The sequence below is a fragment of the Gordonia pseudamarae genome (genome assembly GCF_025273675.1).
Classification (GTDB): Bacteria; Actinomycetota; Actinomycetes; order Mycobacteriales; family Mycobacteriaceae; genus Gordonia; species Gordonia pseudamarae.
In genome coordinates this window covers 3,662,272-3,688,179 of sequence record NZ_CP045809.1, presented here as the reverse complement: position 1 = coordinate 3,688,179, position 25,908 = coordinate 3,662,272, and the positions used below count along the sequence as shown (strand labels likewise).

Annotated in this window: 19 protein-coding genes and 1 tRNA gene; 10 read left to right on the top strand and 10 right to left on the bottom strand. The window is 66.1% G+C overall.

The features are described from left to right. The first annotated feature begins 142 nt into the window (after nucleotides 1–142). The 3 genes from GII31_RS16385 (at nucleotide 143) to GII31_RS16375 (ending at nucleotide 2,489) form a co-directional block, all read left to right on the top strand. Nucleotides 143–430 carry a WhiB family transcriptional regulator gene (locus GII31_RS16385; RefSeq protein ID WP_260840051.1) on the top strand — a complete coding sequence of 96 codons (288 nt, stop codon included), beginning with the start codon at nucleotides 143–145 and terminating at the stop codon, nucleotides 428–430. 264 nt (nucleotides 431–694) lie between these two features. Further along, nucleotides 695–1,474: a class I SAM-dependent methyltransferase gene (locus GII31_RS16380; protein WP_213244458.1), complete on the top strand. Its 780-nt coding sequence runs from the start codon at nucleotides 695–697 to the stop codon at nucleotides 1,472–1,474. Next, nucleotides 1,461–2,489: a polysaccharide deacetylase family protein gene (locus tag GII31_RS16375; protein WP_213244457.1), complete on the top strand. Its 1,029-nt coding sequence runs from the start codon at nucleotides 1,461–1,463 to the stop codon at nucleotides 2,487–2,489. The genes GII31_RS16380 and GII31_RS16375 overlap by 14 nt, the downstream gene beginning before the upstream one ends. A 12-nt stretch (nucleotides 2,490–2,501) precedes the next feature. Here GII31_RS16375 and GII31_RS16370 read toward each other — a convergent pair whose 3' ends face one another. The 3 genes from GII31_RS16370 to GII31_RS16360 form a co-directional block, all read right to left on the bottom strand. Next, complete coding sequence (locus GII31_RS16370) at nucleotides 2,502–3,818, bottom strand: ABC1 kinase family protein (RefSeq protein WP_213244456.1); 1,317 nt, start codon at nucleotides 3,816–3,818, stop codon at nucleotides 2,502–2,504. 51 nt (nucleotides 3,819–3,869) lie between these two features. Beyond that, on the bottom strand, nucleotides 3,870–4,802 hold the full coding sequence (locus GII31_RS16365; RefSeq protein WP_213244455.1) for a hypothetical protein: 933 nt from the start codon (nucleotides 4,800–4,802) through the stop codon (nucleotides 3,870–3,872). A gap of 66 nt (nucleotides 4,803–4,868) precedes the next feature. Beyond that, nucleotides 4,869–6,335, bottom strand: a complete 1,467-nt coding sequence (locus GII31_RS16360) for a zinc-dependent metalloprotease (RefSeq protein WP_213244454.1) — start codon at nucleotides 6,333–6,335, stop codon at nucleotides 4,869–4,871. 161 nt (nucleotides 6,336–6,496) lie between these two features. On the opposite strand from GII31_RS16360, the gene GII31_RS16355 reads away from it, so the two are divergent. After that, nucleotides 6,497–7,537, top strand: a complete 1,041-nt coding sequence (locus GII31_RS16355) for a YlbL family protein (protein WP_213244453.1) — start codon at nucleotides 6,497–6,499, stop codon at nucleotides 7,535–7,537. Nucleotides 7,538–7,664: 127 nt separating this feature from the next. On the opposite strand, the gene GII31_RS16350 is transcribed toward GII31_RS16355, so the two are convergent. Continuing rightward, the gene (locus GII31_RS16350; RefSeq protein ID WP_246221918.1) at nucleotides 7,665–8,231 is read right to left on the bottom strand and encodes a PPA1309 family protein; all 567 of its coding nucleotides are present in this window, start codon (nucleotides 8,229–8,231) and stop codon (nucleotides 7,665–7,667) included. 215 nt (nucleotides 8,232–8,446) lie between these two features. Here GII31_RS16350 and GII31_RS16345 point away from each other — a divergent pair, with 215 nt between their 5' ends. Then, nucleotides 8,447–11,425, top strand: a complete 2,979-nt coding sequence (locus GII31_RS16345; RefSeq protein ID WP_213244452.1) for a UPF0182 family protein — start codon at nucleotides 8,447–8,449, stop codon at nucleotides 11,423–11,425. Nucleotides 11,426–11,585: 160 nt separating this feature from the next. On the opposite strand, the gene GII31_RS16340 is transcribed toward GII31_RS16345, so the two are convergent. Then, nucleotides 11,586–11,891 (bottom strand): hypothetical protein, encoded by a 306-nt coding sequence (locus tag GII31_RS16340; protein ID WP_213244451.1) that lies wholly within the window; start codon nucleotides 11,889–11,891, stop codon nucleotides 11,586–11,588. Between the two features lie 233 nt (nucleotides 11,892–12,124). On the opposite strand from GII31_RS16340, the gene GII31_RS16335 reads away from it, so the two are divergent. Beyond that, nucleotides 12,125–12,201, top strand: a tRNA-Met gene (locus GII31_RS16335). 414 nt (nucleotides 12,202–12,615) lie between these two features. Here the strand turns inward: GII31_RS16335 and GII31_RS16330 are convergent. The 3 genes from GII31_RS16330 to GII31_RS16320 form a co-directional block, all read right to left on the bottom strand. After that, nucleotides 12,616–12,990: a histone-like nucleoid-structuring protein Lsr2 gene (locus GII31_RS16330; RefSeq protein ID WP_213250583.1), complete on the bottom strand. Its 375-nt coding sequence runs from the start codon at nucleotides 12,988–12,990 to the stop codon at nucleotides 12,616–12,618. 115 nt (nucleotides 12,991–13,105) lie between these two features. Beyond that, a complete protein-coding gene (locus GII31_RS16325; protein ID WP_213244450.1) occupies nucleotides 13,106–15,220 on the bottom strand; it encodes a 3-hydroxyacyl-CoA dehydrogenase NAD-binding domain-containing protein in 2,115 nt (704 codons plus the stop codon). 2 nt (nucleotides 15,221–15,222) lie between these two features. After that, complete coding sequence (locus GII31_RS16320; protein WP_213244449.1) at nucleotides 15,223–16,431, bottom strand: thiolase family protein; 1,209 nt, start codon at nucleotides 16,429–16,431, stop codon at nucleotides 15,223–15,225. A 425-nt stretch (nucleotides 16,432–16,856) separates the two neighbouring features. Between GII31_RS16320 and GII31_RS16315 the strand changes: the two genes are divergently transcribed. From GII31_RS16315 to GII31_RS16305, 3 genes are all read left to right on the top strand, one after another. Further along, the gene (locus GII31_RS16315) at nucleotides 16,857–18,536 is read left to right on the top strand and encodes a hypothetical protein (protein WP_213244448.1); all 1,680 of its coding nucleotides are present in this window, start codon (nucleotides 16,857–16,859) and stop codon (nucleotides 18,534–18,536) included. Nucleotides 18,537–19,072: 536 nt separating this feature from the next. Beyond that, entirely contained in the window at nucleotides 19,073–19,891 is an 819-nt protein-coding gene (locus tag GII31_RS16310) for a hypothetical protein (RefSeq protein WP_213244447.1), read from the top strand. A 315-nt stretch (nucleotides 19,892–20,206) separates the two neighbouring features. After that, nucleotides 20,207–22,090, top strand: coding sequence for a propionyl-CoA synthetase (locus GII31_RS16305; protein WP_213244446.1), 1,884 nt, complete (start codon nucleotides 20,207–20,209; stop codon nucleotides 22,088–22,090). Between the two features lie 154 nt (nucleotides 22,091–22,244). On the opposite strand, the gene GII31_RS16300 is transcribed toward GII31_RS16305, so the two are convergent. Both GII31_RS16300 and GII31_RS16295 read right to left on the bottom strand, forming a co-directional pair. Then, the gene (locus GII31_RS16300) at nucleotides 22,245–23,468 is read right to left on the bottom strand and encodes an acyl-CoA dehydrogenase family protein (RefSeq protein WP_213244445.1); all 1,224 of its coding nucleotides are present in this window, start codon (nucleotides 23,466–23,468) and stop codon (nucleotides 22,245–22,247) included. A gap of 33 nt (nucleotides 23,469–23,501) precedes the next feature. Beyond that, nucleotides 23,502–24,872 carry an acyl-CoA dehydrogenase family protein gene (locus GII31_RS16295; RefSeq protein ID WP_213244444.1) on the bottom strand — a complete coding sequence of 457 codons (1,371 nt, stop codon included), beginning with the start codon at nucleotides 24,870–24,872 and terminating at the stop codon, nucleotides 23,502–23,504. A 178-nt stretch (nucleotides 24,873–25,050) separates the two neighbouring features. Between GII31_RS16295 and GII31_RS16290 the strand changes: the two genes are divergently transcribed. Continuing rightward, nucleotides 25,051–25,710, top strand: coding sequence for an MBL fold metallo-hydrolase (locus GII31_RS16290; RefSeq protein ID WP_213244443.1), 660 nt, complete (start codon nucleotides 25,051–25,053; stop codon nucleotides 25,708–25,710). Nucleotides 25,711–25,908 lie beyond the last annotated feature (198 nt).

Sequence of the window (25,908 nt, the reverse complement as noted above, 5' to 3'; positions counted from 1 at the left end):
CGAACCCCGTGGCCCTTTTGATTGTGAAACCTCGTGATCGTTTCCCTCCCCCCCGGAGCGGACGTCCGAGGACCACATCCACGGCGGCGGGTCAGTCACCAAAGACCGACAGCTTCAAACCGAGATGTGGAGACAACAAGTCATGACCGTTGAGTGTGTACTCGAGTCGTGTACCGGGGCGGACCGCAAGGCCGCGCTCGATCTGCCGTGCCAGGTGGCAGACGCCGACCTGTGGTTCGCCGAGGACCCCCGTGAGCTCGAACAGGCCAAGGCACTGTGCGCGCAGTGCCCGCTTCGGGCCGAATGCCTGCGGGCAGCCCTCGATCGGGGCGAGCCATGGGGCGTGTGGGGCGGCGAGATCTTCGATCGGGGCACCGTGGTGGCGCGCAAGCGCCCACGCGGCCGCCCGCGCAAGGATGCCGTCGCCTGATGTCCGGCCGTCGAGTGCGGTCCGGCCGGGGCGCGGTTGACAGGCAGGTGAGACGACAACCGGTAGGCCACCCTGACGGCGAGGGCGGCCTACCGGTCGTCGTGGCCACGGCACGGATCCCCGGTACCGACGAATTCTGGGTATCGTCGCAGGTCATCGCATACAGACGAGGCAAAAGCCCGACAATGTGCAGCTTAGGGTAGCCTAAACCTGCGATAGTGTTGCCCTGACATCGGCTCGGGGCCGACTGGGGAACGGATGACGATGACCATTCTGGACGTGAATCGGACTGCCCTGGCCAAACAGGTCCTGGGTGAGGACGGTTACCGGCGGGCGATCCGCAAGTGGGGGATCTGGAAGCAGCGTCCACGGGTGGGCCATGTGCGGTTCGGGCAGCTGCGGCGCACCGAACCGATCTGCCGCGAATATGGTTTCGCGCGGGGACTGCCCATCGACAGGTACTACATCGAGAACTTCCTCGATGAGGAGCGCGCGTTGGTCACAGGCCGGGTGCTGGAGATCGGGGAGCGGACCTACACCGAACGCTTCGGCCACGACGTCACCGCATCGGACATGTCGCACTTCAACGAGGTGCCCGGCGCCACCTATGCTGCCGACCTCACCGACGCCCCGCACATTCCCGGCGACACCTACGACTGCATCATCATCACGCAGACGCTGCAATTCATCTTCGACATGCGGGCCGCCGTTGCCACGCTGCACCGCATTCTCGCACCGGGAGGGGTGGTGCTGTGCACCGTCCCAGGAATCAGCCAGATCGCCGATCCTGACTGGCAGGCGAGTTGGTCGCTCAACGATCAGACCGCGCGGTGGTTGTTCGCCACCGCATTCGACGACAGCGACCTGAAGATCACCACCAACGGCAACGTGCTGTCGGCGACGGCGTTTCTGCACGGGCTCGCCACGAGCGAGTTGACCACAGACGAACTCGACGTCGTCGACACCGAATATCCGGTGACGGTGACCATCGTCGCCCGGAAGGGAGCGGCCACACCCGAATCGGACGCCGATGGCGATTCCTGATGTGAGGCTGGTCCGGTCGGGAATCCGTCGGCGGGTGCGCGCATATCGTCCGCGTGGCGGGATCCTGATGTACCACCGGGTGATCGATACGGCGGTCGACCCGTGGGGCGTCTGCGTGTCGCCGGAGAAGTTCGGCGAACAGATGCAGGTGCTTGCCGAGTCACGCGGCGCCGTCGGCATCGACGGTTTCGCCGGTGGGGGCCGGGCGTACCGCACGTCCGGCCGCCGACTCGCCGTGACGTTCGACGACGGCTATGCCGACAATGTGGCCGTCGCGCTGCCGATCCTGGAACGGCACGAGATTCCGGCGACCGTGTTCGTGATCGGCAACGCGGTCGGCCGGACCCGGGAGTTCTGGTGGGACGCGCTCGACCGTGCGGTACTCGCACCTGCGGTGCTGCCCGGCGAACTGGAGATCAACCTGGGCGCCGATCGGCGCCGCTTCACCATCGGCGACGGTTCGGACATGCGGGCGGGCGACGGACGCTGGCGTGCCGACATCGACCAACCCGTCACCGACCGGCAGCGACTGTTCTTCGAGCTCTGGAATGCGATCGTGGTGCTCGATCCCGATGAACAGAACCAGGCCGCCGATGAACTGCTCGCCTGGTCCGGACAGCCGGGGTCGGTGCCGCCGATCATGATCGACGGCGACGAGTTCGCCGCGCTCGCCGGGCATCCATTGATCACCATCGGCAGCCACACCCTGGACCATCTGTCGCTGACCGACCTGTCGCCGCAACGGCAACGCGCACAGATCCATGACGGGCACCGGCGGATCGAGGAGCTCGCCGGGCGTCGGGTCACATGCATGTCGTTCCCGTTCGGGCGCTTCGACGATTCATCGGTCGGCGCGGTCCGTGAGCTCGGCGTCGACATGGCCTGTACCAGCGTGCCCGAGGCCGCGACGGCCACCGACGATCGGCACCGGCTGCCGCGACTGCAGGCCCTCGACATCGGCGGCGACGAGTTCGCCCGGTGGCTCAGGGACGATCACCGGCTGCTGCGGACCTGAGCGGCATCCGGTTCAGCCGGCGACGCCGGGCACCCACTTCTCCATGATCGACCGGTAGGGGGCCTCGGCGTTCATCTGCGCGGCGATGCCCACACACCCGGCGAGCACCCGGAACACCATCACATACTGTTTGGGCACGTTCAGGTGCCGTGACGTCTTGTACACGTCGCCGCGGATGTCGGTGGCCTGCCCCGCGGCCCGCTGTAACCATGCGCGGGTGAAGTGGAACGACTCGGTGTACAGCGGGTCGACGTACGGTTTGAGGTAGTTCTCGATGTCAACCGCACTGACCTTGGCGACATGGCTGGGCCGGATGAAATCGGCTTTGACCAGGAGGTCCTTGAGTTCGCTGTAGCGCTTGTCGCGGGCCAGCCGCAGAATCGGGCCGACATCGGGCGGGAGGCCGTCCGGGAAGTGGCCGACCGCGCCGAAGTCGAGCACCCCGAAGCGGCCGTCGTCGGCGAGGAAGAAATTGCCGGGGTGCGGGTCGCCGTGCAGCAGACCGACCCGGACCGGCGACGAGAACTCGAAGGTGGCGAGTCTGGTGGCGGCATCGTTGCGGGTGGCCTGGTCGCCGGTGCTGATGATCCGCGAGAGCGGAATGCCGTCGACCCATTCGGACACGATCACCTTCGGGGCGCTGGCCACCACCTTCGGTATCACGAAGTCGGGATCGTCGGCGAACGCCTTGGCGAAGGCGCGCTGGTTGTCGGCCTCGCCGAGGTAGTCGAGTTCGGCCTCGGTGCGGTCGATGAGCTCGTCCATCATCGACTTGACGTCGGTGCCGGGAGACATGCGCTGCATGAGTCCCGACATCCGCGACAGTGTTTTCAGGTCGGCCTTCAGCGCGTGATCCGCGCCCGGGTACTGGATCTTGACCGCCACCTCGCGGCCGTCGGACCAGACGGCCTTGTGGACCTGGCCGATGCTCGCGGCGGCCGCCGGATCGTCGGAGAACTCCTTGAACCGGCCGCGCCACCGGGTGCCGAGTTGCTGGTCGAGAACGCGGTGCACCGTGGCCGCGGGCAGAGGCGGCGCCTCGGCCTGCAGCTTGGTGAGAGCCTCGCGGAACGGTTCGCCGTACTCCTCGGGGATGGCGGCTTCCATGATGGACAGCGCCTGTCCGACCTTCATGGCACCGCCCTTGAGTTCACCGAGTACGGCGAACAACTGCGCGGCGGCCTTGTCCATCAACTCCTGGTTGACGGTGTCCTTGTCCTTGCCCGCGATACGTTTGCCCAGCCCTGCCGCCGCCCGTCCGGCGATACCGATCGGCAGGGCCGCCAGTTTGGCATTGCGTCGGCCCGACCCGCGGGTGATCTCATTCATGCGACTCCTTTCCCCACCCGCGACATTAGCGGACTGCGGCCGCCGCCGATCCTAGTAAGCCGCAGATGCTTCCCGGCAGCCGCACAGCGGATGAGGTGTCCAGTGCCGCAGTTCGAATCGGGTCGGTCCGGGGTGCAGTTCGAGGACATGATCGACCAGCTGCGGCGGACCGGGCCGGGCCCGGCCGTGGGCGATCGACGCCACGGCGTCGGCCAGTTCCTCGATCTGCCATTGGGCGAGTGCGGCGGTGGCCCGTATCTGGGCGAGCGCGGCGTCGGAGGTGCGGCCGACCAGCCCGGCGGCGATGACCGGCCACTGCGGTTCGACCGTGGTGCGGTGATGGTCGGCGCAGCGCAGACAACTGGTCCGGCCGGGCAGCACGAGCGGCCCGATCAATCCGGCGCCGTCGCGCATGCGGACCTGTAGGTGGGCCCGGCCGCGGCGCATCAGCGTGTCCACGACGTGCGGGTCGGGGACGAGATGGTCGGCGAGAATCGTCAGGTTGGCGTCGTCGAATCCGGTCACGGCGATGCCGACACCCGGCAGGTGCGCCCGCAGCCGCGTGGTCAGCGGCCCGCGGCCCTCGATGCTGACGCGTACCGGCCGCCGGGTCTCGTGCTGCCGGGGCTCGTGTTGCCGCAGGGTACCGGCGGTGGCGTCACCGACCGGGTGCGGTGGGTCCTCGGTGAGGCCGGCACCGATGAGTGCGTGGACGACGCCGGTGATGTCGCGGCGCGTCAGGCCGACGGTGCGGGCGCGGCGGATGATGTCGTCCCGGCGTCGGCGGACCCGCATCCAGCCGAGCAGCGCGCACATCCTGTCGATGTCGATGTCGTCGGCCACGATCAGTTCAAGGCTGCCCGCGGGGCCGGAACCGATGCGGATCCGGTTGCGCGTCAACGCGATGACATGCACGTGCGGGTGCAGTGCGGGAAAACTCGTCGGCGGTGACGGCGTGGTGTCGGCGATGATCCCCCTGCTCATCAGGCAAGTGTGCCAGCCGAATCAGTCGCTCCGCGGTGTCGATCTCGCGGCTGTGGATAACCCGCGCTACCCGCTCGTGCCGCCGTTGTTCTTGTCACCGTCCTGCTCGTCGGTGTTGTTCTGCCGTCCGCCCTGCTCGCGCTCCTGGGCGAGGGTGCGTTCGAGTTCGGCGATCGGATCGTCGAAAGCGCTTGTGTCGCCACCGATGACCCGATCGACGAAGGCGGCCGGGTTGTCGAGGTCGGTGGAGTCGGGGATCAGGTCGGGGTGTGCCCACACGCCGTCGCGGGTGGCGACGTCGGAGGCCTCCAGCAGTTGCCGCCACAGCGTTGAGGCCTCACGCACCTTGCGGGGCCGCAGCTCGAGTCCGATCAGCGTCGCGAAGGTCTGTTCGGCGGGACCGCCCGAGGCCCGCCGCCGCCGCATCGTCTCGGTGAGCGCGCCGGTTCCGGGGATGCGATCGCCGAGGGCATGGGTGACAACCTGCTCGACCCAGCCCTCGATGAGGGCCAGCAGCGTTTCGAGCCGGGTGAGCGCGGCCTGTTGTTCGGGGGTGGTCTTCGGCTCGAACGATGCCGAGGAACTGATGAGCTCTTCGAGCTTGGACGGGTCGGAGAACAACTGGGTGGGATCGAGGTCGGTGGTGAGCTGTTCGATTCCGCTGAAGTCGATGCTGATGCCGCGCGCGTACTCCTCGACCGTCGACAACAGCCGCTGGCGCAGCCATGGCACGTGTGCGAACAGCCGGACCGCGGCCGCCTCGCGGGCGGCGAGGAACACCAGCACTTCCTGCGCGGGCTGTTCGAGGCCGTCGGTGAACGTGGCGATCGCCTCGGGCAGCAGCACCGCGACACCGTCGGGCGCCAGCGGCAGACCGATGTCGGTGCCGCCGAGCACCTCCTTGGCGAGTTGGCCGAGTCCCTGACCGAGCTGGGTACCGAAGGCCATCCCGCTCATCTGTGTGAGCATGCCCATCATCGGTCCGGCGAACTGGGCGGCCTCGGCCGGCAGATTGCTCTCCCACGTCTTGGAGAGCTGGACGGCGACCGGGTCGCAGAGTCGTCGCCACGTGGGCATCGTCTCCTCCAGCCACTGCACCGGTGTCCAGGCCACGGATGTGCTGATGCCGCTGGGGAACACGGCGGCGTCGTCGAGCCACACCTCGGCGAGCCGGATCGCGTCCTCGACGGCCTTGGTCTCACCCGTGCTGACCGGGGTGAACCTGCCGATCTGCTGGCGGGCGAGGTTGCCGGCGAGCTGGTAGTTGACCGGCCCCGCAGATCCGCCGGCCGACATTCCCGACCCCATGCCGCTGAACAGGCTGCCGAGTTGGGAGAACATCTGCCCCAGCGCGGCGGGGTCGAACGCGGACGGGTCGAAACCCGGTGCGCCCGCACCACCGAACCCGAACGGGTTCTGGCCGCCCGGGCCCCTGCCCGGGTTGTCGTCGCCTTTCCCGCCGCTGTTGTCGCCGGAGTCATGGCGGTCCTCGTCGTCGCCGGATGAGGAGAAACCGAAGGGCAGGTCAGTCATGCCTTCAACGGTACAGTTCGGATCCCGGGGATATCGGTCCGAGGCGTTCGCCGTGAGCGATAGCCGGTGCCCGATGGGCGGGCGCCGCCGCGACGATGGGAAGCCGGAGGAAGACAGGGGCGTGAGGGGCAAAATCAGGTCCGCCGCATACACTGGGCCGAATGAGTCTGAAGCCCGGCCTTCGGCGCCTGGTCACCGTGGCCGTGACGGTACTGGCATTCGTGGCGCTTCTGGTGATCGGTACATCCGTCAAGGTTCCCTATGTCGCATTGGGGCCGGGTCCCACCGTCAACACCCTGGGCATGGCCGGTGACAAACCGGTGGTGCAGATCGAGGGGGCCCAGGTCGACAAGACCGCGGGCAATCTCAACCTGACCACGGTGTCGGTCGTCGACGGGATGAGCCTTTTCGACTCGATCGGCAAGTGGGTGTCGGGCGAGTACACACTGTCGCCGCGGGACCGGGTGTTCCCGTCCGATCAGTCGCCCCAACAGGTCCGCGAAGGCAATCTGCGCGACATGACCGACTCGGAGGACAACGCCACGCTGGCGGCGCTGCTGCATCTGAATCGACCGACCGAGCTGATCGTGGAAGACGTGGCGGCGGACGGTCCGGCCGCCGGCGTGTTGCGTAAGGACGACGTGCTGGTGAGTGTCGCCGGCGAGCCGGTCAGGACGACCGCCCAGGTGCAACAGATCATCCGCGCGCTGGCGCCGGGCACCGCGCTGGCGCTTGAGGTGCGGCGGGGCACGGCGATACAGCACGTCTCGGTCACAGTGGGCAAGCGGCCGGACGATCCCAAGCGCGGATACCTCGGCGTGACGCCGGAGCTGCGCAACGCCGATCCGAATCTGAAGATCACCTTCAACGTGGGTGACATCGGCGGTCCGTCGGCGGGTCTGATGATGACGCTGGCGGTGATTGACAAACTCACTCCCGGCCTGCTGAACAGCGGCAAGTTCATCGCCGGAACCGGCACGATCGATCCGGACGGCAATGTCGGGCTGATCGGCGGTATCACCCACAAGACGCGTGCGGCCAGGGACGAGGGTGCCACGGTGTTCCTGGTTCCGGTGGGCAATTGCAGCGAGGCCAAGGGCGACAAGCCCGACGGTTTGGAGCTGGTCAAGGTGAACACCCTCGATGACGCACTCGGTGCCCTCGAGAAGCTGGGAGCCGGACAGCCGCTCCCGCAGTGTTGATCCCCGCAGTGTTGATTCCCGCAGTGTTGATTCCCGCGGTGTTGATTCCCGCAGTGCTGCCCAAAGGATGGGATCGGTCGGGTTCGGATCGGGTGGGATCGAGCGGAGCCTGATCCGGCCCCGGACGTCACAGCGTCGACGCGAGGGCCGCCACCAGATTGGGGGCGAGGTCGGGATGGGTGAGGAGTTCTTGGGGGTCCTCGTCTCCGGTTTCTGGCTTGAGCTGCATGAGGACCAGCTGCGTTCCGCCGCGCAGCGCGCCGACGATGAGCCGGGCGACCCGGCTTCCGGGGTGCGTCCTGGCGACTTCGCGGGCGGCGGCCTCTGCGGCGTCCGGGTCGCCCAGGAGTGGTTCGAAGGCGGAGTCGAGGGCGGCCTCGGCCTCGGGCGGGACGACGACAACCTGCAGGACGAGAGCGCAGCCCGCGACGGCGTCGGGCCACGAGGTGGTGGCGAGGACCTGTTCGAGTTCGGCGTGGTGGTCGTCGGTGTCGAGGCGGAGCGGGTCCTGGGCCACGGGACTCAGTTCGGAGTCGTCGCCGGCGTCGATGAGTCCGGGGTTGGCCGCGGCGAGGACGTGGGTGGGGACGAGGGCGAAAAGGGCGGGGGGCTGGTTCCAGCCGTCGGCGCCGACATATGTGGCGACATCGCGCAGCGCGCTGCCCAGCGCGTCGGGGGTCAGTGCGGTACTCACCCCTTCATCTTGCCCGTATCGCCGCGATCGGGCCCGGGTGGTGTCGGGTGCCGGTTCTATCAGGTCGGCCGTGCGGTGACCGTGCGCAAGTAGAGTGGGTGACCGATGTCCGGCTTCGCCGTGGTGCGGGGCGGGTGGTGGCATTCTGGTGGTCACTGCCATGTGGCTAGAGTTCTGGTAGATGTCCGAATTGGGAACTTTGGAGAGTAGGTCAGGTGAGCGTTCGCGGGCCGGCGGGATTGCCGACACTGTCACGCAGAAGCAAGGTGGTGATCTGGATCGGCGTTGCCGTCCTGATCCTGCTGTTGGTGGGCCCTCGTGCCGTCAGCCTGATCACTGATTGGTTGTGGTTCTCCGACATCGGATACACCGAGGTGTTCTCCACGATCATCTGGACGCGGATCATCGTGTTCCTGGTGGCGGCGGTGGTCACCGGGTTGATCGTGTTCGCGGCGATCGCGGTCGCCTACCGGTCCCGGTCGGTGTTCGTGCCGTCGGGGATCGGACCGGATCCGCTCGCGCGGTATCGCACCACGGTGATGAGCCGGGTGCGCTGGTTCGCGGTGCTGCCCCCGGTGCTCATCGGTGTGCTCGCCGGTCTGGTGGCGCAGGGGTCGTGGTCCACGGTTCAGGTGTTCCTCAAGGGTGAGTCGTTCGGCGTGAAGGACCCGCAGTTCGGTCTGGACGTGGGCTTCTACGCCTTCGATCTGCCGTTTTGGCGTTTCGTGCTCAACCTGCTGTTCGTCATCGTCGTGGTGGCCTTCGTGGTGAATCTGCTGACGCACTACCTGTTCGGGTCGATCCGGCTCGGCGGTGGTGGCGTCGCGCCGTCGATCTCCATGTCGGCGCGGGTCCAGCTGTCGGTGCTCGCGGGCATCTTCCTGCTGCTCAAGGCGGTGGCGTACTGGCTGGACCGCTATGCGCTGCTGTCGAGTGAACGCAAACAGGAAACGTTTACCGGCATGAGCTACACCGACGCCAACGCGGTGCTGTCCTCGAAGCTGATCCTGATGGCGATCGCGATCATCTGCGCGGTGGCGTTCTTCGCGGGCGTGGTGCTGCGCGACCTTCGGGTCCCGGCCCTGGCGACCGTGCTGATGCTGGTGTCGGCGTTGCTGATCGGTGTGGGATGGCCGCTGGCGGTCGAGCAGTTCTCGGTCAAGCCGAACGCCGCGCAGAAGGAGGCCAAGTACATCGCGCGAAATATCGAGGCCACCGAACAGGCGTACGGCATAGGCGAGGACAACGTCACGGTCAGAGACAACTGGGCCTCGACCGACCCCGATCCGGCCACGGTCAACGGCGACAAGGCGACGCTGTCCAATATCCGCATCCTCGACCCGAACATCGTCTCGGGCACGTACACGCAGTTGCAGCAGCGGCAGAACTTCTACGGCTTCCCCAGCCAGCTGTCGATCGACCGGTACAAGGTCGACGGCGAACTGCGCGACTACGTGGTGGCGGTTCGCGAGATCGATCCGGACCGGCTGGCCGGCGACCAGGCGAACTGGCTCAACAAGCATCTGACGTACACGCACGGCAACGGTTTCGTCGCGGCCCCGGCCAACACGGTCCGCAAGGCCGCGGCCGACGAGAACGACACCCAGGGTTCGGGTGAACCGGACTTCCTGGTGGGCGACCTGAGCAACTACCGGTCGGAGGAGTACCGCAAGAATTCGCCGATCAAGGTCACCGAGCCGCGCATCTACTTCGGTGAGCTGATTTCCAAGGGCACTCCCGACTACGCGATCGTCGGTTCCGACGGTGCCCCGGCCCGTGAATACGACACCGACAACACCAAGTACACCTATCAGGGTGACTCGGGGGTGTCGCTGGGCAACTGGCTCAACCGGTTCATGTACTCGGTGAAGTTCGGCGAGCGCAACTTCCTGCTGTCGAGCGAGATCAACAAGAACTCCACGATCCTGTACAACCGGGATCCGCGGGACCGGGTCAAGAAGGCGGCACCGTGGCTGACCGTGGATTCGAAGACGTACCCGGCGGTGATGTCGGACGGCTCGATCAAGTGGATCGTCGACGGTTACACCACGCTCGAAAGCTATCCGTACGCGCAGAAGACATCGCTGCAGGCGCTGACCACCGACGCGCAGGAGCTCAACCGCGGGCAGACCGGACGTACCCAGGTCAATCGGACCGTGTCGTATGTGCGCAACTCGGTGAAGGCCACGGTCGACGCGTACAGCGGTGAGGTGAAGCTGTACCAGTTCGACGACAAGGACCCGGTGCTCAAGACGTGGATGAAGGTGTTCCCGGGCACCGTCGAAACACGTGCCGAATTCGACAAGCAGGGCGATCTGCGTGACCACGTGCGGTATCCGGAGGATCTGTTCAAGATTCAGCGGACCCTGCTGGCGAGGTATCACGTGAAGGACCCGCAGGCGTTCTTCCAGGGCAGCCAGTTCTGGTCGGTGCCCGCGGACCCGACCAACGAGCAGGCCGACCGCCAAGGCCTCGATCAGCCACCGTATTACTTCGTGGCGGCCGATCCCGACGACAAGCGTTCCTCGTTCCAGCTCACCTCGGTGATGACGCGGCTGAACCGGCCGATCCTGGGTGCCTACATGACGGCGTCGTCCGATCCGGACGATTACGGCCGGATCACGTTGCGCACGTTGCCGCTGAGCTCGCAGCGAGTCGGTCCCAAGCAGGCGTTCAACCCGATGAAGGCCGACCCCCGGGTCTCGGAGAACCTGAAGAACCTGGAGAACACGGCCACCACCCAGTTCGGCAACCTGCTGACACTGCCGGTGGGCGACAACGGCGTCCTCTACGTGATGCCGCTGTATGTGCAGGCCAAGGGTGAGGGTTCGTATCCACGTCTGTTCCGGATCGTGACGCAGTATCAGGACAAGATCGGCAGTACCGCACGCATCGGTTACGCCTCCACCACCGCCGGTGCGCTGGCGCAGGTGGGTATCGACCCGGAAAACGCGGTCACCGTCCCCGGCGAGACGACCACGCCGAACCAGCCCGAGGGCAATCAGCAGGGCACGACGACGCCGCCGGCGACGTCGGGTGGGCAGTCGTCGCAGCGTGACAATGCGGTCGCGGCGATGGGTTCGGCGCTCGACGAGCTGAAGGCCGCCCAGCAGGCGGGCGATTTCACGGCCTACGGCGAGGCCTTGGACAAGCTCCAGCAGGCTGTCGACGCATACGAGAACGCCGGAGGCTGATCCTCGGGCGGAGTGCCTGCGCGGCGGAGTCCCCTGGTCCTGGTGACCGGGGGACTCCGTGCCTTCTGTTGACGTCGTGCTTTCCGTTGACGCGGTGCCTTGTGTTGACGTCGTTCGTCCGTTGCCGGTGTGCTCTCTGCCGGCCGTGTGGCTTCTGCCGTCAGTCGCGGTACTCGTGTAGGTATCGCCGGGTCTCGGCGTCGGTGTTGTCGGGCAGGAGCGGACTGTGGTGGGTGCGCCGGGTCAGCATCACGAAGATGGTCACCGCGCTGCCGAAGGCGAGTGCCGCGGCGATGCCGTAGCCGATGGCGGGGCCCGTGCTGTCGCCGGCAAGGTGTACCAGCCAGAGCGCGGCCGTGGTGAATCCGGTGAGAACGAGGATGAATCCGACGTAGCTCATCGGGTGGTTTCCGTGGCTTTCGTGCCTGTGCGGGTAATGGGTGGTGTACGAGCTGTGGGCGGTCATGGGAACCTCCTGTGGGTCGCCTCCTGCTGATCTGGTGTAGGGCAAGTCTCAGCGTACGCCTGTGTGTGCCAAATCACATATGCCGCTGATCGGCGGATATGTCGCAGAATCCACGTCCGTCGCCGGGATTTGTCGCCTGTTGCGAGTAAATTCCCAGTTCAGAGCGTGTCGAGGGCTACGTGGCAACTGATTTGCGTGCGCGCTTGGCCGCCCTGTAACGTGGTGTTCACCAACGCGGGGTGGAGCAGCTCGGTAGCTCGCTGGGCTCATAACCCAGAGGTCGCAGGTTCAAATCCTGTCCCCGCTACCAACGACGCCTCCGCCGGTGATTCACCGGCGGAGGCGTCACTTTTCCCCGGCGTGACGCCTCGATACGGGCCTGTCGCCGATCGCCGATGTGGGCCCGCCAAGGCCGTCCGGTCTGATTCGCGATGAGAGTTGCTCGCGGGCTGTCTCTTTCGATGCCAAGCTTTGTGTGGTGGTGCGAACTGGTATGCACCGCAACGCTATCGGATATCGAAACGAAAGTATCCAATTCTACGGGAGATCAATTCACCTGATACTGTCGGCAATCTGCCGCACCCGAAAATGTGGCTCGGGATAGTTGTGTGATCCCTGTCGTCCCATCTCGGGATATGACAGCGGCCGCGGTCGACACCGGAAAACCAGTACCGCCGCGGCCGTGAACCACCGGGCTGCAAGAACCACTGGGCTGAAAGAAAGGTCAGTGAGCTGCTTCGTACGCCTCGATCACCTCGCGGGCGATGCGGCCGCGAGGTGAGACGCTGAATCCGTTCTCCACCGCCCATTCGCGGATTTCGGAGGTGTTGGAACTTCCGCCGCGGGCTGCTGTGCTGCTCGGTGCCGGGGCCGCCGGACGACCGAAGGTTGAACGCTTACGGCCACCGACGCGGGTGGAGGAGTCCAGCAGCTTGGCAACGGTAACCTTACCGTTCTCGATCTTGTCGAGGTTGGCACCGGAAACGTCCAGTTGATATTCGACGCCCAGCCACGTCCACGAAATCGTGTGCTGATCGTCCGGGTCGAGCTCCTTGCCGTCGAGGTCGTCAACAAAGGTGACAGTTTGAATCTTCGCCATGCGTACACGGTAACCGAACATCGGCACATTGTGCGAGAACTGGCCGTGTTTGCGAATGAAATAGCCCCGGCTCACCGATGACGGTGGCCGGGGCTATCGGCTTGTGACGACCGGATCAGTGGAACTTTCGTCCGGCCACCTTTTCCGAGATCCCTTCCCGGTCAAGCAGTTGCGTGATTCCGCCATTCCAGAACTGGAATCCGGCGCCCGTGATCATCGCCAGATCGATATCTTCGGGCGCCGATGCGACACCTTCGTCGAGCATCCGGCGGATTTCGTCGGCGAGGCCGTCGAGAGTGATGCTGCGCACCTCTTCCGGCGACAACTGCTTGTCGCCGACGGTGAGCAGAGCCTCGACCTCCGGGTCGAGCTTTCCGTCGGCGCCGTAAAACGACCGTTTGCCCGCCTCAACCACCTTGTGCAGATTCTCCGACAGGTAGAACCGGTCGGGGAACGCCTTGGTCAGCGTTTCGTTGTTGTGGTAGGCGATAGCCGGGCCGACAAGTGCGATCAACACATACGGCGGCATGGGTGCGACACCGGCGAATGCCGAATCCACGACGGCGACCGGGGTTCCCTCATCGGCGATGCGGGCGACCTCTCCCATGAACCGGCCGAGCAGCCGGTTCACGATGAACGACGGCGAATCCTTGACCAGAATGGTGGTTTTGCCCAGCTTTTTCCCGGTGGCGAAAGCGGTGGCCAGCGCCGCGTCAGAGGTGTACTCGCCCTTGATGACCTCCAGCAGCGGCATCACGGCAACCGGGTTGAAGAAGTGGAAACCCACCACCCGTTCAGGGTTCTTCAGTTTCGAGGCCATTTCGGTGATCGACAACGACGAGGTGTTGGTGGCGAAGACCGCTGTTTCGGGGGCCACCAGCTCGGCATTGTGGAAAACGGTCTGCTTGACGCCCATTTCCTCGAAAACCGCTTCGATGATGAAGTCGGCGTCGCCGAATGCCTTCTGGTAGTCGACCTCTCCGGTCACCAGTGCCTTGAGGCGATTGGTGGCATCCTGGGTCGCCCGGCCGGCGGCGAGCTTCTTGTCGAGTTCGGCGTGCACATACGCCACACCCTTGTCGGCGCGGTCCTGGTCCAAATCCACCAGCACCACAGGAACTTTGAGCTTCGAGACGAACAGCAACGCGAACTGCGAGGCCATCAATCCGGCGCCGATGATGCCGACCTTGGTGACCTTCTGTGCCAGATTCTTGTCGGGTGCGCCGGCCGGGCGTTTGGCCCGCTTCTGCACCAGCTCGAACGAGTACAGCGATGCGACCAGCTCCGGTGTCCGCGACATCGCGACCAGCGCGTCGTCCTCGGCGGCGAAACCGTCGTCGGCGGTGGCGGTCTTGGCCAGCGTGAGCAGCTCGATGGCCTTGGCGGCGGCGGGGGAGGTGCCACTGGTCTTGCCCGCGACGAAGGCCGCGGCCTTGGCGACGGCGTCGTCCCAGGCCTGGCCGCGGTCGATCTCCGGCCGGGACACCACGATCTCACCGGTGAGCACCTTGTCGGCCCACACCAGCGACTGCTCGAGGAAGTCGGCGCCGTTGAACGCGACGTCGGCGATACCCAGGTCGCGCACCTGCAGGCCCTTGAGCACCCTGCCGTTGTTGAGCGGATTCTCGATGAACACCTTGGCGGCGTTCTCCGGACCGATCAGGTTGGGCAGCAGGTAGCCGCCGCCCCAGCCGGGGATCAGGCCCAGCATCACCTCGGGCAGGCCCACGGCCGGGACCGAGTCGATGACGGTGCGGTAGTCGGCGTGCAGCGCCACCTCCAGGCCGCCGCCGAGCGCCAGACCGTTGATGAACCCGAACGACGGCTTACGGCGCTGATTCGGCCCGCTCGCTGCGCTCCCGGCGCCGCCGCTGATCTTACGGAACACGGCGTGACCGAGTTCGGCGATCGTGCGGATGCCGTCGGGGCCACCGGCCTGCAACGAGGTCAGGTCGGCGCCGGCGGCCAGGATGAACTGCTTGCCGGTGACCGCGATCGCGTCGATGTCGTCGTCGGCGAGGGCGGCGTCGTAGGCGGTGTTCAGCGACACCAGCGACTTGGGTCCGAACGTGTTGGGGCGGGTGTGGTCGAGCCCGTTGTCGAGGGTGACCAGGCCCAGTACCTTGCCTGAGGCCAGGGTGACCTTGCGCAGATGCGCGGTGGTCACCACCTCGTCGTCGCTGTAGAGCTTCGCCACGTCGGCGAGCAGGGTTTCGATGGGGGTGCTCATGATCAGGCCGCGCCCTTCTTCTCGCCGTTCCAGTGCGGGTTCTCCCAGATGACGGTGCCGCCCATACCCAGGCCCACACACATGGTGGTCAGGCCGTAACGGATCGACGGATCCTCCTCGAATTGCCGGGCCAGCTGGATCATCAGCCGCACGCCCGAGGAGGCGAGCGGATGGCCGAAGGCGATGGCGCCGCCGTACGGGTTGACACGGTCGTCGTTCTGGTCGATGCCGTAGTGATCGAGGAAGGCGAGCACCTGCACGGCGAACGCCTCGTTGATCTCGAAGGCGTCGATGTCCTCGATGGTCAGTCCGGCCTTGGCCAGCGCCTTGTCGGTGGACGGAATGGGGCCGACGGCCATCACCTCGGGTGCCACGCCCGCGAATGCGTAGGTGACCAACCGCATCTTGATGGGCAGACCCAGTTCCTTGGCGGTCTCCTCCGAGGCGAGCAGCGAGGCTGTGGCACCGTCGTTGATGCCCGCGGCGTTGCCGGCGGTGACTCGGCCGTGCGGGCGGAACGGCGTCTTGAGCTTGCCGAGGTCGTCCACGGTGGTGCCGGGGCGCATCGGTTCGTCGGTGGTGGCCAGGCCGAAACCGAGCTCGGCCGAGCGGGTGGCCACGGGTACCAGGTCGGGTTGGATCTTGCCGTCGGCGTATGCCTGCGCGGCCAGATCCTGCGAGCGCACCGCGTAGGCGTCGGTGCGGTCCTTGGTGATGGCCGGGTAGCGATCGTGCACATTTTCGGCAGTGTTGCCCATGACCAGCGCCGACGGGTCGACGAGACGTTCGGACACGATCCGCGGGTTAGGGTCGACGCCCTCACCCATCGGGTGGCGGCCCATGTGCTCGACACCGCCGGCGATGGCGACGTCGTAGGCGCCGAAGGCGATCGACCCGGCGGTGGTGGTGACCGCGGTCATCGCGCCCGCGCACATGCGGTCGATGGCGTAGCCGGGGACGGACTCGGGCAGGCCGGCCAGAATGGCGGCGGTGCGGCCGATGGTCAGGCCCTGATCGCCGGTCTGGGTGGTGGCCGCGATGGCGACCTCGTCGATCCGCTCCGGCGGGAGTTCGGGGTGCCGGCGGACGAGTTCACGGATCAGCTTGACGACCAGGTCGTCGGCGCGGGTTTCGGCGTACTGGCCTTTGCCTTTACCGAAAGGTGTGCGAACGCCGTCGACGAAGACGACCTCGCGCAAGGGGCGTGTCAACAGACTCTCCTCAATCTTTGAGTTCTTCGAAGTGAGCAGGGGAGTCCCGCGCTCAGCACCGGCCATGTTACTCGCTGGTAGCTTGTGCCGCGCGTGGATGCCCCGTGGTTGGCCGGGGTCTGATGGTGAGGCCGACGAAGCACTGTGGCGGCGATGTACGGACCTGTGGACAACGGAGCTGACTGCGGCGGACCGATCGCCTAGTGTTGTCGACCGGGGAGCGGTGAATACCGCGAGGGAGGGAACCGGCAGTGGGGGATGTACCGGGTTGCGGCGCGGACAGCGGCCGCGGATCGATGATGCGGCAGGCGCAGATCGATGCCCTTGGAGTAGCGAGAAGTGTTCCGGTGCAATCGGTCCGGACGCCTTGGTCGATGCGGTCGGCGGCACTCTTCGCGGGGATCGGAATGGTATGTGCCGCTGGGATGTCGGCGTTCGTCTGCATTGTTCGCACAGGTGCGGTGCGCGGTGGTGTGCAGCCGGATGATCGATTGAGGTTCGATCAACTGTGGCTTCCGGCGAATGCGATCGTGGCAATGGCGACGGTTGCCGTGTGCCTCATCGCGGGTATTGCTCTGATCCGAGGTTCCGCTTCGCGGCAGGTGGTGACGGTAGCGGTGGTGGCCGGGCTGATCTTTGTCGGTGCGGTGGGCCTCGTCGTGGGCGTATCGGATGCTCGCGATCTGATATTTGCCGCCGGTAGCTGGCCGCGCCCATCTCTGTTGCTGTGGACCTACATATCGGCGGTCGCCGGATTCGGTGCGATTATTATTGGTACACAATCATTGTCAGATAACAGGCGCGGGGTCCGAAATCTCTTGGCTGCGGCATGTGCGGTGACACTCGTCGCCGGCGGCGCGACGCTGATCGCCTGGCCGGACGACAAACCCGATGTGTCGCCGGTGATCGTCACGGCCGACATGCACGACGTGCGGCTCGGCCTGCCCGATTCGGTGACCACCCGGCCCGCCAACCTCGAGAATCCGACGTGGCTGTGGCCGATAGCCGCGGTCGGTCCGGGATTCGTCTCGCTCGGCCGCAGAGATGGGACCCCTGGCCACAACACCGACTATCGCTTCGCCGTCGGTGCCCACGAATGGGCCGAATCCTCGTACAGCATCAGATTCACCAACGGCGACGACCTCACACCTCGATGGTGGATGCGGCTGCCCTCACACGGCTGGCTGTCCCGAGTTGTCGTCGTTCCCGCCCACACGGTGATCGTGGCCACAGTGACGACCGAAGAGGGATCGCTCACCTACGGGATCGATCCCACTGCGGGCAGAATCCGTTGGTCACGGCCAGGAGAACTGATCGGCGATCTCCGCACCCTCTCTACGAGGACGCCCGGCCCGCTTCCGCCGCCGACCTCCGAGATGACGACCGCGTCAAGCTTGGTCGATATCGAACCCCTCGGACGTGCGGTGACGGCTTGGTCGCCGGACACCGGCGCCGACCTCTGGCAACACGACGTCGGGCCGGACTGCTCGGCACACTCGATCGAGGATGAGCGGACGTGGATCAACGTGGGCGTGAGTTGCCCCGGCGGAGTCAAGACCGATCGCGCCCTCGATACGCGCGACGGCCGGTACATCGGGGAATGGTCGATGTTCGACAACCGGCGTGAACCCGGTAGGAACTGCGCGCCCTATATGTGCGTCGCCCGGATTCCGCAGGATCAGGCAACCGGGGATGTTCAGTTTTCCTGGTACGACTTCCCCAACGATCTGGTCGACATGCGGACGGGAAGGACGGTGCTGTCGGTGTCGGCGGGCGAGTTTGTGGCCTGCAACGACGGCGGCGACTGCATTGTCTCCGACCGGGAAAACAATGTGCGGGTGGCACGTGCCGGCGGAACATCGGTACGTGTCAGGGGAATTGCCGGCGTACACGGCAGGCCGAGCACGGGAACAGTGGTGTCTTTGCGTGACCAGATCGTATGGCGGACCGGTGGGTCCGAGGTGGTGGTGATGCACAGGGCAACGGGCACGGCCACGATGTTTGCGGCGCACGACACGGCGAGCGACAGCGGGACACTCGTGCAGGCCGGGTATCTCTTTATCACCGACAGTGGTCGCGCCGTGATCCTGCCGAGGGGGCGGTGATGTCGGGTGACGTGGACGGCCAGGGAGCGACGAGGCCCGGAGTGCCAGCAGGAAGCCGGTCGGCAATTCCAGGTGAACTTATCGGTGCAGCAATAGGTTTCGGTGCTGCTGCGGCCATTCTCGGCGGCTTGTCGATTGCCTTGTCGGCCGACCTCGCCAGTGTCGGCGTCGGGGTGGGAATCGCATCCGCGGCGTTCGCGGTCGTCGCCGGAATGACCGTGTCCGTTCACGCGTGGCGCATCCGTCAGCGCACGTCCGTTCCGGGCTTCGCCATCCTGAGTACAGGCACCCGGCGTGGCTATCTGATGCTCGGGGCAGCCTGCCTGTGGCTGGGTGTGATGGCTGCTCGTCGGGTGTCGGCCCCGCCTGACATCCTCAGGGCGGTCGACGGGGCCGGAGCGACCGTTCTCGCGGCGATGGCCGGTGCCTGCGGGGGAATCGCCGCGCTGGTGACGGCTGCGGCGACCCCCGAGGTTCGCCGTGATCGTGGCCGGCGCGATCTTGCCGCAGGGCTTGTTGTGGCCGTGGTGTGTTCGGTGACGGTCGCCGGTACGGCCAGGCAGTTCTATTCCGCTTACGGCGCCTGGTCGCCGGCGGTGGCCGAACAGGTTCTCGTGCCGGATCTGCCGGTCTCTGTCGGCGCCGTCGCCTATCGCACTCGGCTCGCCGAATCGCCCGATGCGCTACTGAAGGCCGGCGCTGGTTTTGTGATCAAGACCGGTTCCCGGCTGATCGCCTACGGCGGTCGCAGCGGAAAGGTGCGGTGGCAGGCGGACTTCTCGCAGATCGGAGTCAAGGACCTGGACCTCTCGGATATTTCGCAGGGAAAGGTTGCGGGTACCGATGTACTGCGGATCCGGGTAGGCGCAGTCTTGTTCTCGCTCGACGAGATCACCGGGAGAATCGTGAAAACTGAACATGTGAACGATGATTCGAATGGTCCTTCGGCGCTGAAGGGGTTCCGAGAGGAACTTCGTGACCTGAGGTTCGGGGACGGTGGGACTGTCACCGCGAGACAATCTCTCAAGGGGCCCCGAGTTATTCGCCTCGATTATCGGGCTGACCTTGAGGAGAAGCCGAAGCGCACGGAGATACAGGTTGTCGACGCCGGGTTCGCCCGCCCCAACCTCGAACGTATCGGCGGTCATGTTGTGGTTGTCGCCTCGCCTGCGAACCTGTACGAAGTCGATCCGGTCGCCGGTAACGTTGTCGGCGCACACACCAACCCGTGTGCGCCTGATGGCGAAACTCGGCTCTACTCGGTGCCTGGGGCGTTCGTGGTGTGGTGCAGGCACTTCGAAGCCACGGCCATCAGCCACGATGAAATCGTCGGCCTTGTCCCACGGACTCGGTGATTTCACCCAGTAGCCGACGTCCCCGGCCGCCGATTTTCCCAGCCTGATCCACCCAGATCAGGCGACGAGTACCTGCGCGACGTACGCCTGCACGATCGGCGGCACCCGCGTCCCGGCGTCCGATACTCCGTGGTGGACGGAGGATGGCAGATGGCGTCACCGGGGTGAGGTGGCACCTACCGTTTGTCGCGTCCGGCCGACCGATCGGCGCAGCCTTGCCGATGCATCGCCTCGGCAATGTGGCTGCCTATACAGTTTGGGGGAAAGTGTGACGTAGGTCGCGACATGGTGGTCGTGACGAGAAGGAGGAACCAGATGGGTAAGTACGCCGACGCATTCGACCGCAGTATCAGCGACCGGGAATCCTTCTGGCTCGACGCGGCACGGGCCGTCGACTGGGTGACCCCGCCCGGCACGGCGCTCGACGAGTCGGCGGCCCCGCTGTACCGCTGGTTCCCCGGCGCCGAACTGAACACCTCGGTCAACGCCCTCGACCGGCACGTCGCCGCGGGCCGGGCCGATCAGGCCGCGCTCATCTGGGATTCGGCGATGGTGGGGGAGGTACGCACCTACACGTACGCGCAACTGCTCGACGAAGTGTCCAGATTTGCGGGTGTGCTTGCCGCGCAGGGCGTCGCCAAGGGTGACCGGGTCATCATCTACATGCCGATGATCCCCGAGGCCGCGATCGCAATGCTGGCGTGCGCGCGTATCGGTGCCGTCCACTCCGTGGTGTTCGGCGGATTCGCCGCCCCCGAACTGGCCACCCGCATCGATGACGCCCAGCCGGTCGCCCTTGTTGCCGCATCGGGCGGTATCGAACCCGGACGCACCATCGAATACCTGCCGATGGTGGCCAAAGCACTTGAGTTGTCCGAGTTTCCGCCCACCACCGTCATCGTCAAGGACCGCACGCAGGTGGCCGGTTCGGCAGCCGACCACGACGGCTGGCTCGACTGGGACACCGAGATCACCGGCGTCGCACCCGCCGACGCGGTCACCGTGGCCGCCACCGACCCGCTGTACGTGCTGTACACCTCCGGCACCACCGGCAAACCCAAGGGCGTGGTGCGCGACAACGGCGGACACGCCGTCGCGATGACCTGGTCGATGACCAACGTCTATGGCATCAACCCCGGTGACGTCTTCTGGGCGGCCTCCGACGTCGGCTGGGTCGTCGGGCACAGCTACATCGTGTACGCGCCGCTGCTGTCGGGCGCCACCACCGTCATGTACGAGGGCAAACCCGTCGGCACCCCCGATGCGGGTGCCTTCTGGCGGGTTGTCGCCGACCACAAGGTGAACGCACTGTTCACCGCCCCCACCGCGATCCGCGCCATCCGCAAGGCCGACCCGGACGCCAAAGAACTCGCCAAGTACGACGTCTCGTCGATGCACACACTGTTCGCAGCCGGTGAGCGCCTCGACCCCGACACCTACGAGTGGGCCACCCAGGTTCTCGGGGTGCCGGTCGTCGATCACTGGTGGCAGACCGAAACAGGCTGGGCGATCGCCGCCAACCTGCGCGGCCTGGAGCCGTTGCCCCTCAAGGCCGGTTCGCCGACCGTCCGGGTGCCCGGCTATCAGGTGGAGATCCTCGATGCCGGCGGCACCCGGATCACCGACGGCAGCGAAGGCAACATCGTCATCAAACTGCCGCTGCCGCCGGGCACCCTTGTCGGCCTGTGGCGCGACGACGACCGCTACCGCTCCTCGTACCTGTCGGCGTTCGACGGCTACTACCTGACCGGCGACTCCGGCTACATCGACGCCGACGGTTACGTGTTCGTGCTCGGCCGCTCCGACGACGTCATCAACGTCGCCGGACACCGCCTGTCCACCGGCGGTATCGAGGCCGTGGTGGCCTCACATCCGGCGGTTGCCGAATGCGCCGTGATCGGCATCCACGACGACCTCAAGGGTCAGCGGCCCAGCGGTTACGTGGTGCTCAAATCGGGTGTCGAGATCGATCCCGACACGTTGCGTTCGGAACTGGTGAAGCTGGTTCGCGACGAGATCGGCGCCGTCGCCACCTTCCGTGACGTGACCGTCGTCGCGGCGCTGCCCAAGACCCGTTCGGGCAAGATACTGCGTAAGACGATGCGCCAGATCGCCGACAACGAGGAGTACACGGTGCCCTCCACCATCGAGGACCGCGCCGTCCTCGACGCGCTCGCCGCACAACTCGGCGGCAAGTAGCCCCCGTTGATGGTTGAGGTGTGAGGAGCGAAAGCGACGAGCCTCGAAACCCGGTGAGGCGACATTGTCATCTCACGAGGTTTCGAGGCTCATCGCCTGGCGGCTCTTCGCACCTCAACCAGCAGCGGGGTGATCGCTCAACCAGCGAAGGTGATCACTTCAGTTCGGCGCTGCTCTTTCCGAGAACCCGTCGGGCGATGATCAGGTTCTGGATCTGCTGGGTGCCCTCGAAGATGTCGAGGATCTTGGAGTCGCGGGCCCACTTCTCGATCAGCAGGCGCTCGGAGTAGCCGAGGGTGCCGGTCAGCTCCACCGTCTTGTTGGTGATGTCGGTGACGGTGCGGCCGGCCTTGGCCTTGGACATCGACGCCTCGGTGGAGTTGGGGATTTTGTTGTCGGCCATCCAGGTGGCACGCATCGTCAGCAGGTAGGCGGCCTCGAAATCGGCTTCCATCCGGATGAATTCGGCCGCGGCGGCATGCTGGTCGGCCGCGGGACGGTCGTAGTCGATCTCCACGCCGGCCTCCTCGAGGATGCCGCGCAGCTCTTCGAGGGCGGCACGCGCCAGACCGACGGCCATCCCGGCCACCAGCGGACGGGTGTTGTCGAAGGTCTGCATGACCCCGCCGAATCCCTTCTTGACATCCACCTCGGGGGAGCCGAGCAGGTTGTCCTTGGAGACGCGGCAGTTGTCGAAGCGGATGACGGCGGTATCGGACGCCTTGATGCCGAGTTTGTGTTCCAGGCGCACGATCTCCACGCCCGGATGTTCACGCGGTACGACGAACGACTTGATCGCCGCCCGGCCCAGGCTCTTGTCGACTGTCGCCCACACCACGATGTGGGTGGCGCGCGAACCGGAGGTGACGAAGATCTTCTCGCCGTTGATGACGTAGTCGTCGCCGTCGCGGGTGGCGGTGGTGCTTACCGCGGCCGAGTCGGAGCCGAAGCTCGGCTCGGTGATGGCCATCGCGGCCCACACCTTGCCGAACTTCTTGAGCTGCTCGTCGGTGGCGACGGCGGCGATCGCCGAGTTGCCCAGACCCTGGTACGGGATCGACAGCATCAGGCCGACGTCGCCCCACGAGGTCTCCATGACATTGAGGACCGACTGCATGTTGCCGCCGTTGACGATCTCGCCCTCGGCCTTCGGCTTCTTCTTGGCGGTCTGACTGCGACCGCCGTCGGCGCCGGCACCGGCCTGGCCGGTTTCGGACAGGCCGTCGTACAGGCTGGCGAGGGTGTCGAGCTCGACCGGGTAGGCGTGCTCGGCCAGGTCGTACTTGCGCGAGATGGGACGGAAGATCTCCGCGGCCGCCTGGTGCGCCTGGTCGATGGTGACGTGCAGCTTCTTGGGAAGCTCAAGGTTGATGGCCATGAGTGTTCTCTCCTAAACCCTTCTGCCGCGCCGTCAGAGGACGACGATGCCCTCGCCGATGCCCGCGCCGCGCAGGTCGCGGTACCAGCGCTCGACCGGATGTTCCTTGGTGAAGCCGTGGCCACCCAGCAACTGCACGCCGTCGAGGCCGATCTGCAGGCCCTTGTCGATGGTCAGCTTGCGCGAGAGTGCGGCTTCGCGGGCGAACGACAGGCCCTGCTCGGCACGCGAGGCACCACGCAGGGTGACCAGTCGGATGGCGTCGAGTTCGGTGGCGATGTTGGCCACCATGAAGGCGACCGCCTGCCGGTTGGAGATCGGCTCGCCGAACGCCTCACGCTCGTTGACGTAGGGGATCACGTAGTCGAGTACGGCCTTGCCGGTGCCGGCGGCGAGCGCCGACCAGCCCAGGCGCGACAGGCGCACCACGTCGCGGTAGGCGGCGAACGCCTCCTCGCCGGGCTCTTCGCCCAGGAGCGCGGACTCGGGCACGGCCACATCCTGCAGCAGCAGTCGGCCCATGCCCGCGGCGCGCACGCCCATGCCCGGGTCGGCCTCGATGATCAGGCCCTTGGAGTCCGACTCGACGATGAACAGGGCGGGCTTTCCGTCGAGCTGGGCGCCGACGATGAACAGTTCCGACGATCCGGCGGCCGGAACGAACGACTTCACACCGTTGAGGCGGTAGCCGCTGGGCACGCGGGTGGCCTTGGTCGCCAGGGCGAACGCGTCGAACAGCGGTCGCGGTTCGGCGATGACCACGGCCGACTGCGGCACGTTCTCGCCGGCGAAGTCGGGCAGGTAGGTCTTCTGCTGGCCCTCGGAGCCGAAGTTGGTGAGGGCGGTGGCCACACCGCTCGGGGCGAGCAGCGGCAGCGCCAGACCCATGTCGCCGTACGCCATGGCCTCGGCGACCAGCGCGTTGGTGACCACACCACGCTCGGAGGCGGCGCCGTCGTATTCCTCGGGGACGTTGATCATGGTGATGCCGAGTTCGGCCGACCGCGTGAGGATGTCCTCGGGCGTGGTGGCGTCGTGGTCGGCGTCGTAGGCGGCCGGGCGCAGGATCTCGGTGGCGAAATCGGTGACCGTCTCGGTGATCATCTGCTGCTCGTCGTCGGGCGTCAGATTGAAGTAGTTCTTGGTGGACTTGGCCGGGCGGGCCGCCTCACCCGAGCCGCCCTGTACCTTCTTGAAGGCCCGGCCCGCGGCGCCGAGGGACTGGAAGCCGGTCTTGGTGGCCTGGTAGGCGACCCGGTTGATGGGCTCGCGGAGCTGGTACTTCTCGGCGAACTCGGAGCCGGTGACCGTGGTCAGCACGCGCATCGCGGTGCCGATGAAGTTGCGGGGATGCGGATTCTTTCCGACTGCGGAGGTGTCGCGCGGTTCGGCGTGAGTGGTCATGTCCTCAGCTCTTCTTCCTGGGCCCCCGGGGCGGGTGTCCCCGGGACTGGATGGAAACGTTCGCACCGATCTTACTCGGTAGTAAGAACAGACCTTACTACTCGGTCAGAACGATGTCACGCGTCGGTGCGAACGTGTTTCACCGACGTACGGACGGGTGCGGTGCGAGAGTGGATACATGCAGATCACCCACTTCGGCCATTCCTGCCTTCTGGTGGAAATCGACGGCACCCGGATCCTGTTCGACCCGGGCAATTTCTCCCACGGCTTCGAAGGACTCACCGGGCTCGACGCGATCCTGGTGACCCACCAGCATCCCGACCACTGCGACGTGGCACGCCTGCCCGACCTCGTCGCCGCCAACCCCGGTGCCGTGCTCTACGCCGACCCGCAGACCACCGCCCAGATCACCCGCGACGACGTCGCCGGATCATGGACGGCCGCGCACGCCGGCGACCAGGTCGCTGTCGGCGAGGTGTCGGTGCGGGTGACCGGCGGTCGGCATGCCGTCATCCACCCCGAGATCCCGGTCATCGACAACGTCGCCTACATCCTCGACAGCGCCGACGACCCCGGCCGGTTCATGCATCCGGGTGACTCGTTCTACATCCCGTTCGAGAAGGTCGATGTCCTCGCCCTCCCGTCGGCCGCGCCCTGGATGAAACTGAGCGAATCGGTCGACTACCTGCGCGCCATGGCACCCCGCGTCGCCGTCCCCATCCATCAGGCAATCCTGTCCGATGCCGGCACCGGCATCCACTACGGTCGGCTGGCCGACATGAAAGCTGCCGCCACCGAGTTCCGGGTCCTCGACAGGGAATCGGCCGTCGAGATGTGAAGAAGTTGCTCCGGGTCTATCGGCAAACTCAGACCGGCCGCTGCCGCACCCAGCGGTACGACCGCGTTAATGACTTTCATGCAAGCCGTTATCGGGTCCGTGGGGGCGAAACCGAACCCTTCACGGAGACCATCGATCACGACCTCGCGCTTCTCGGCGATATGGCCTGATCGCCTGGTGGGCTAAATAGTCCGTTGT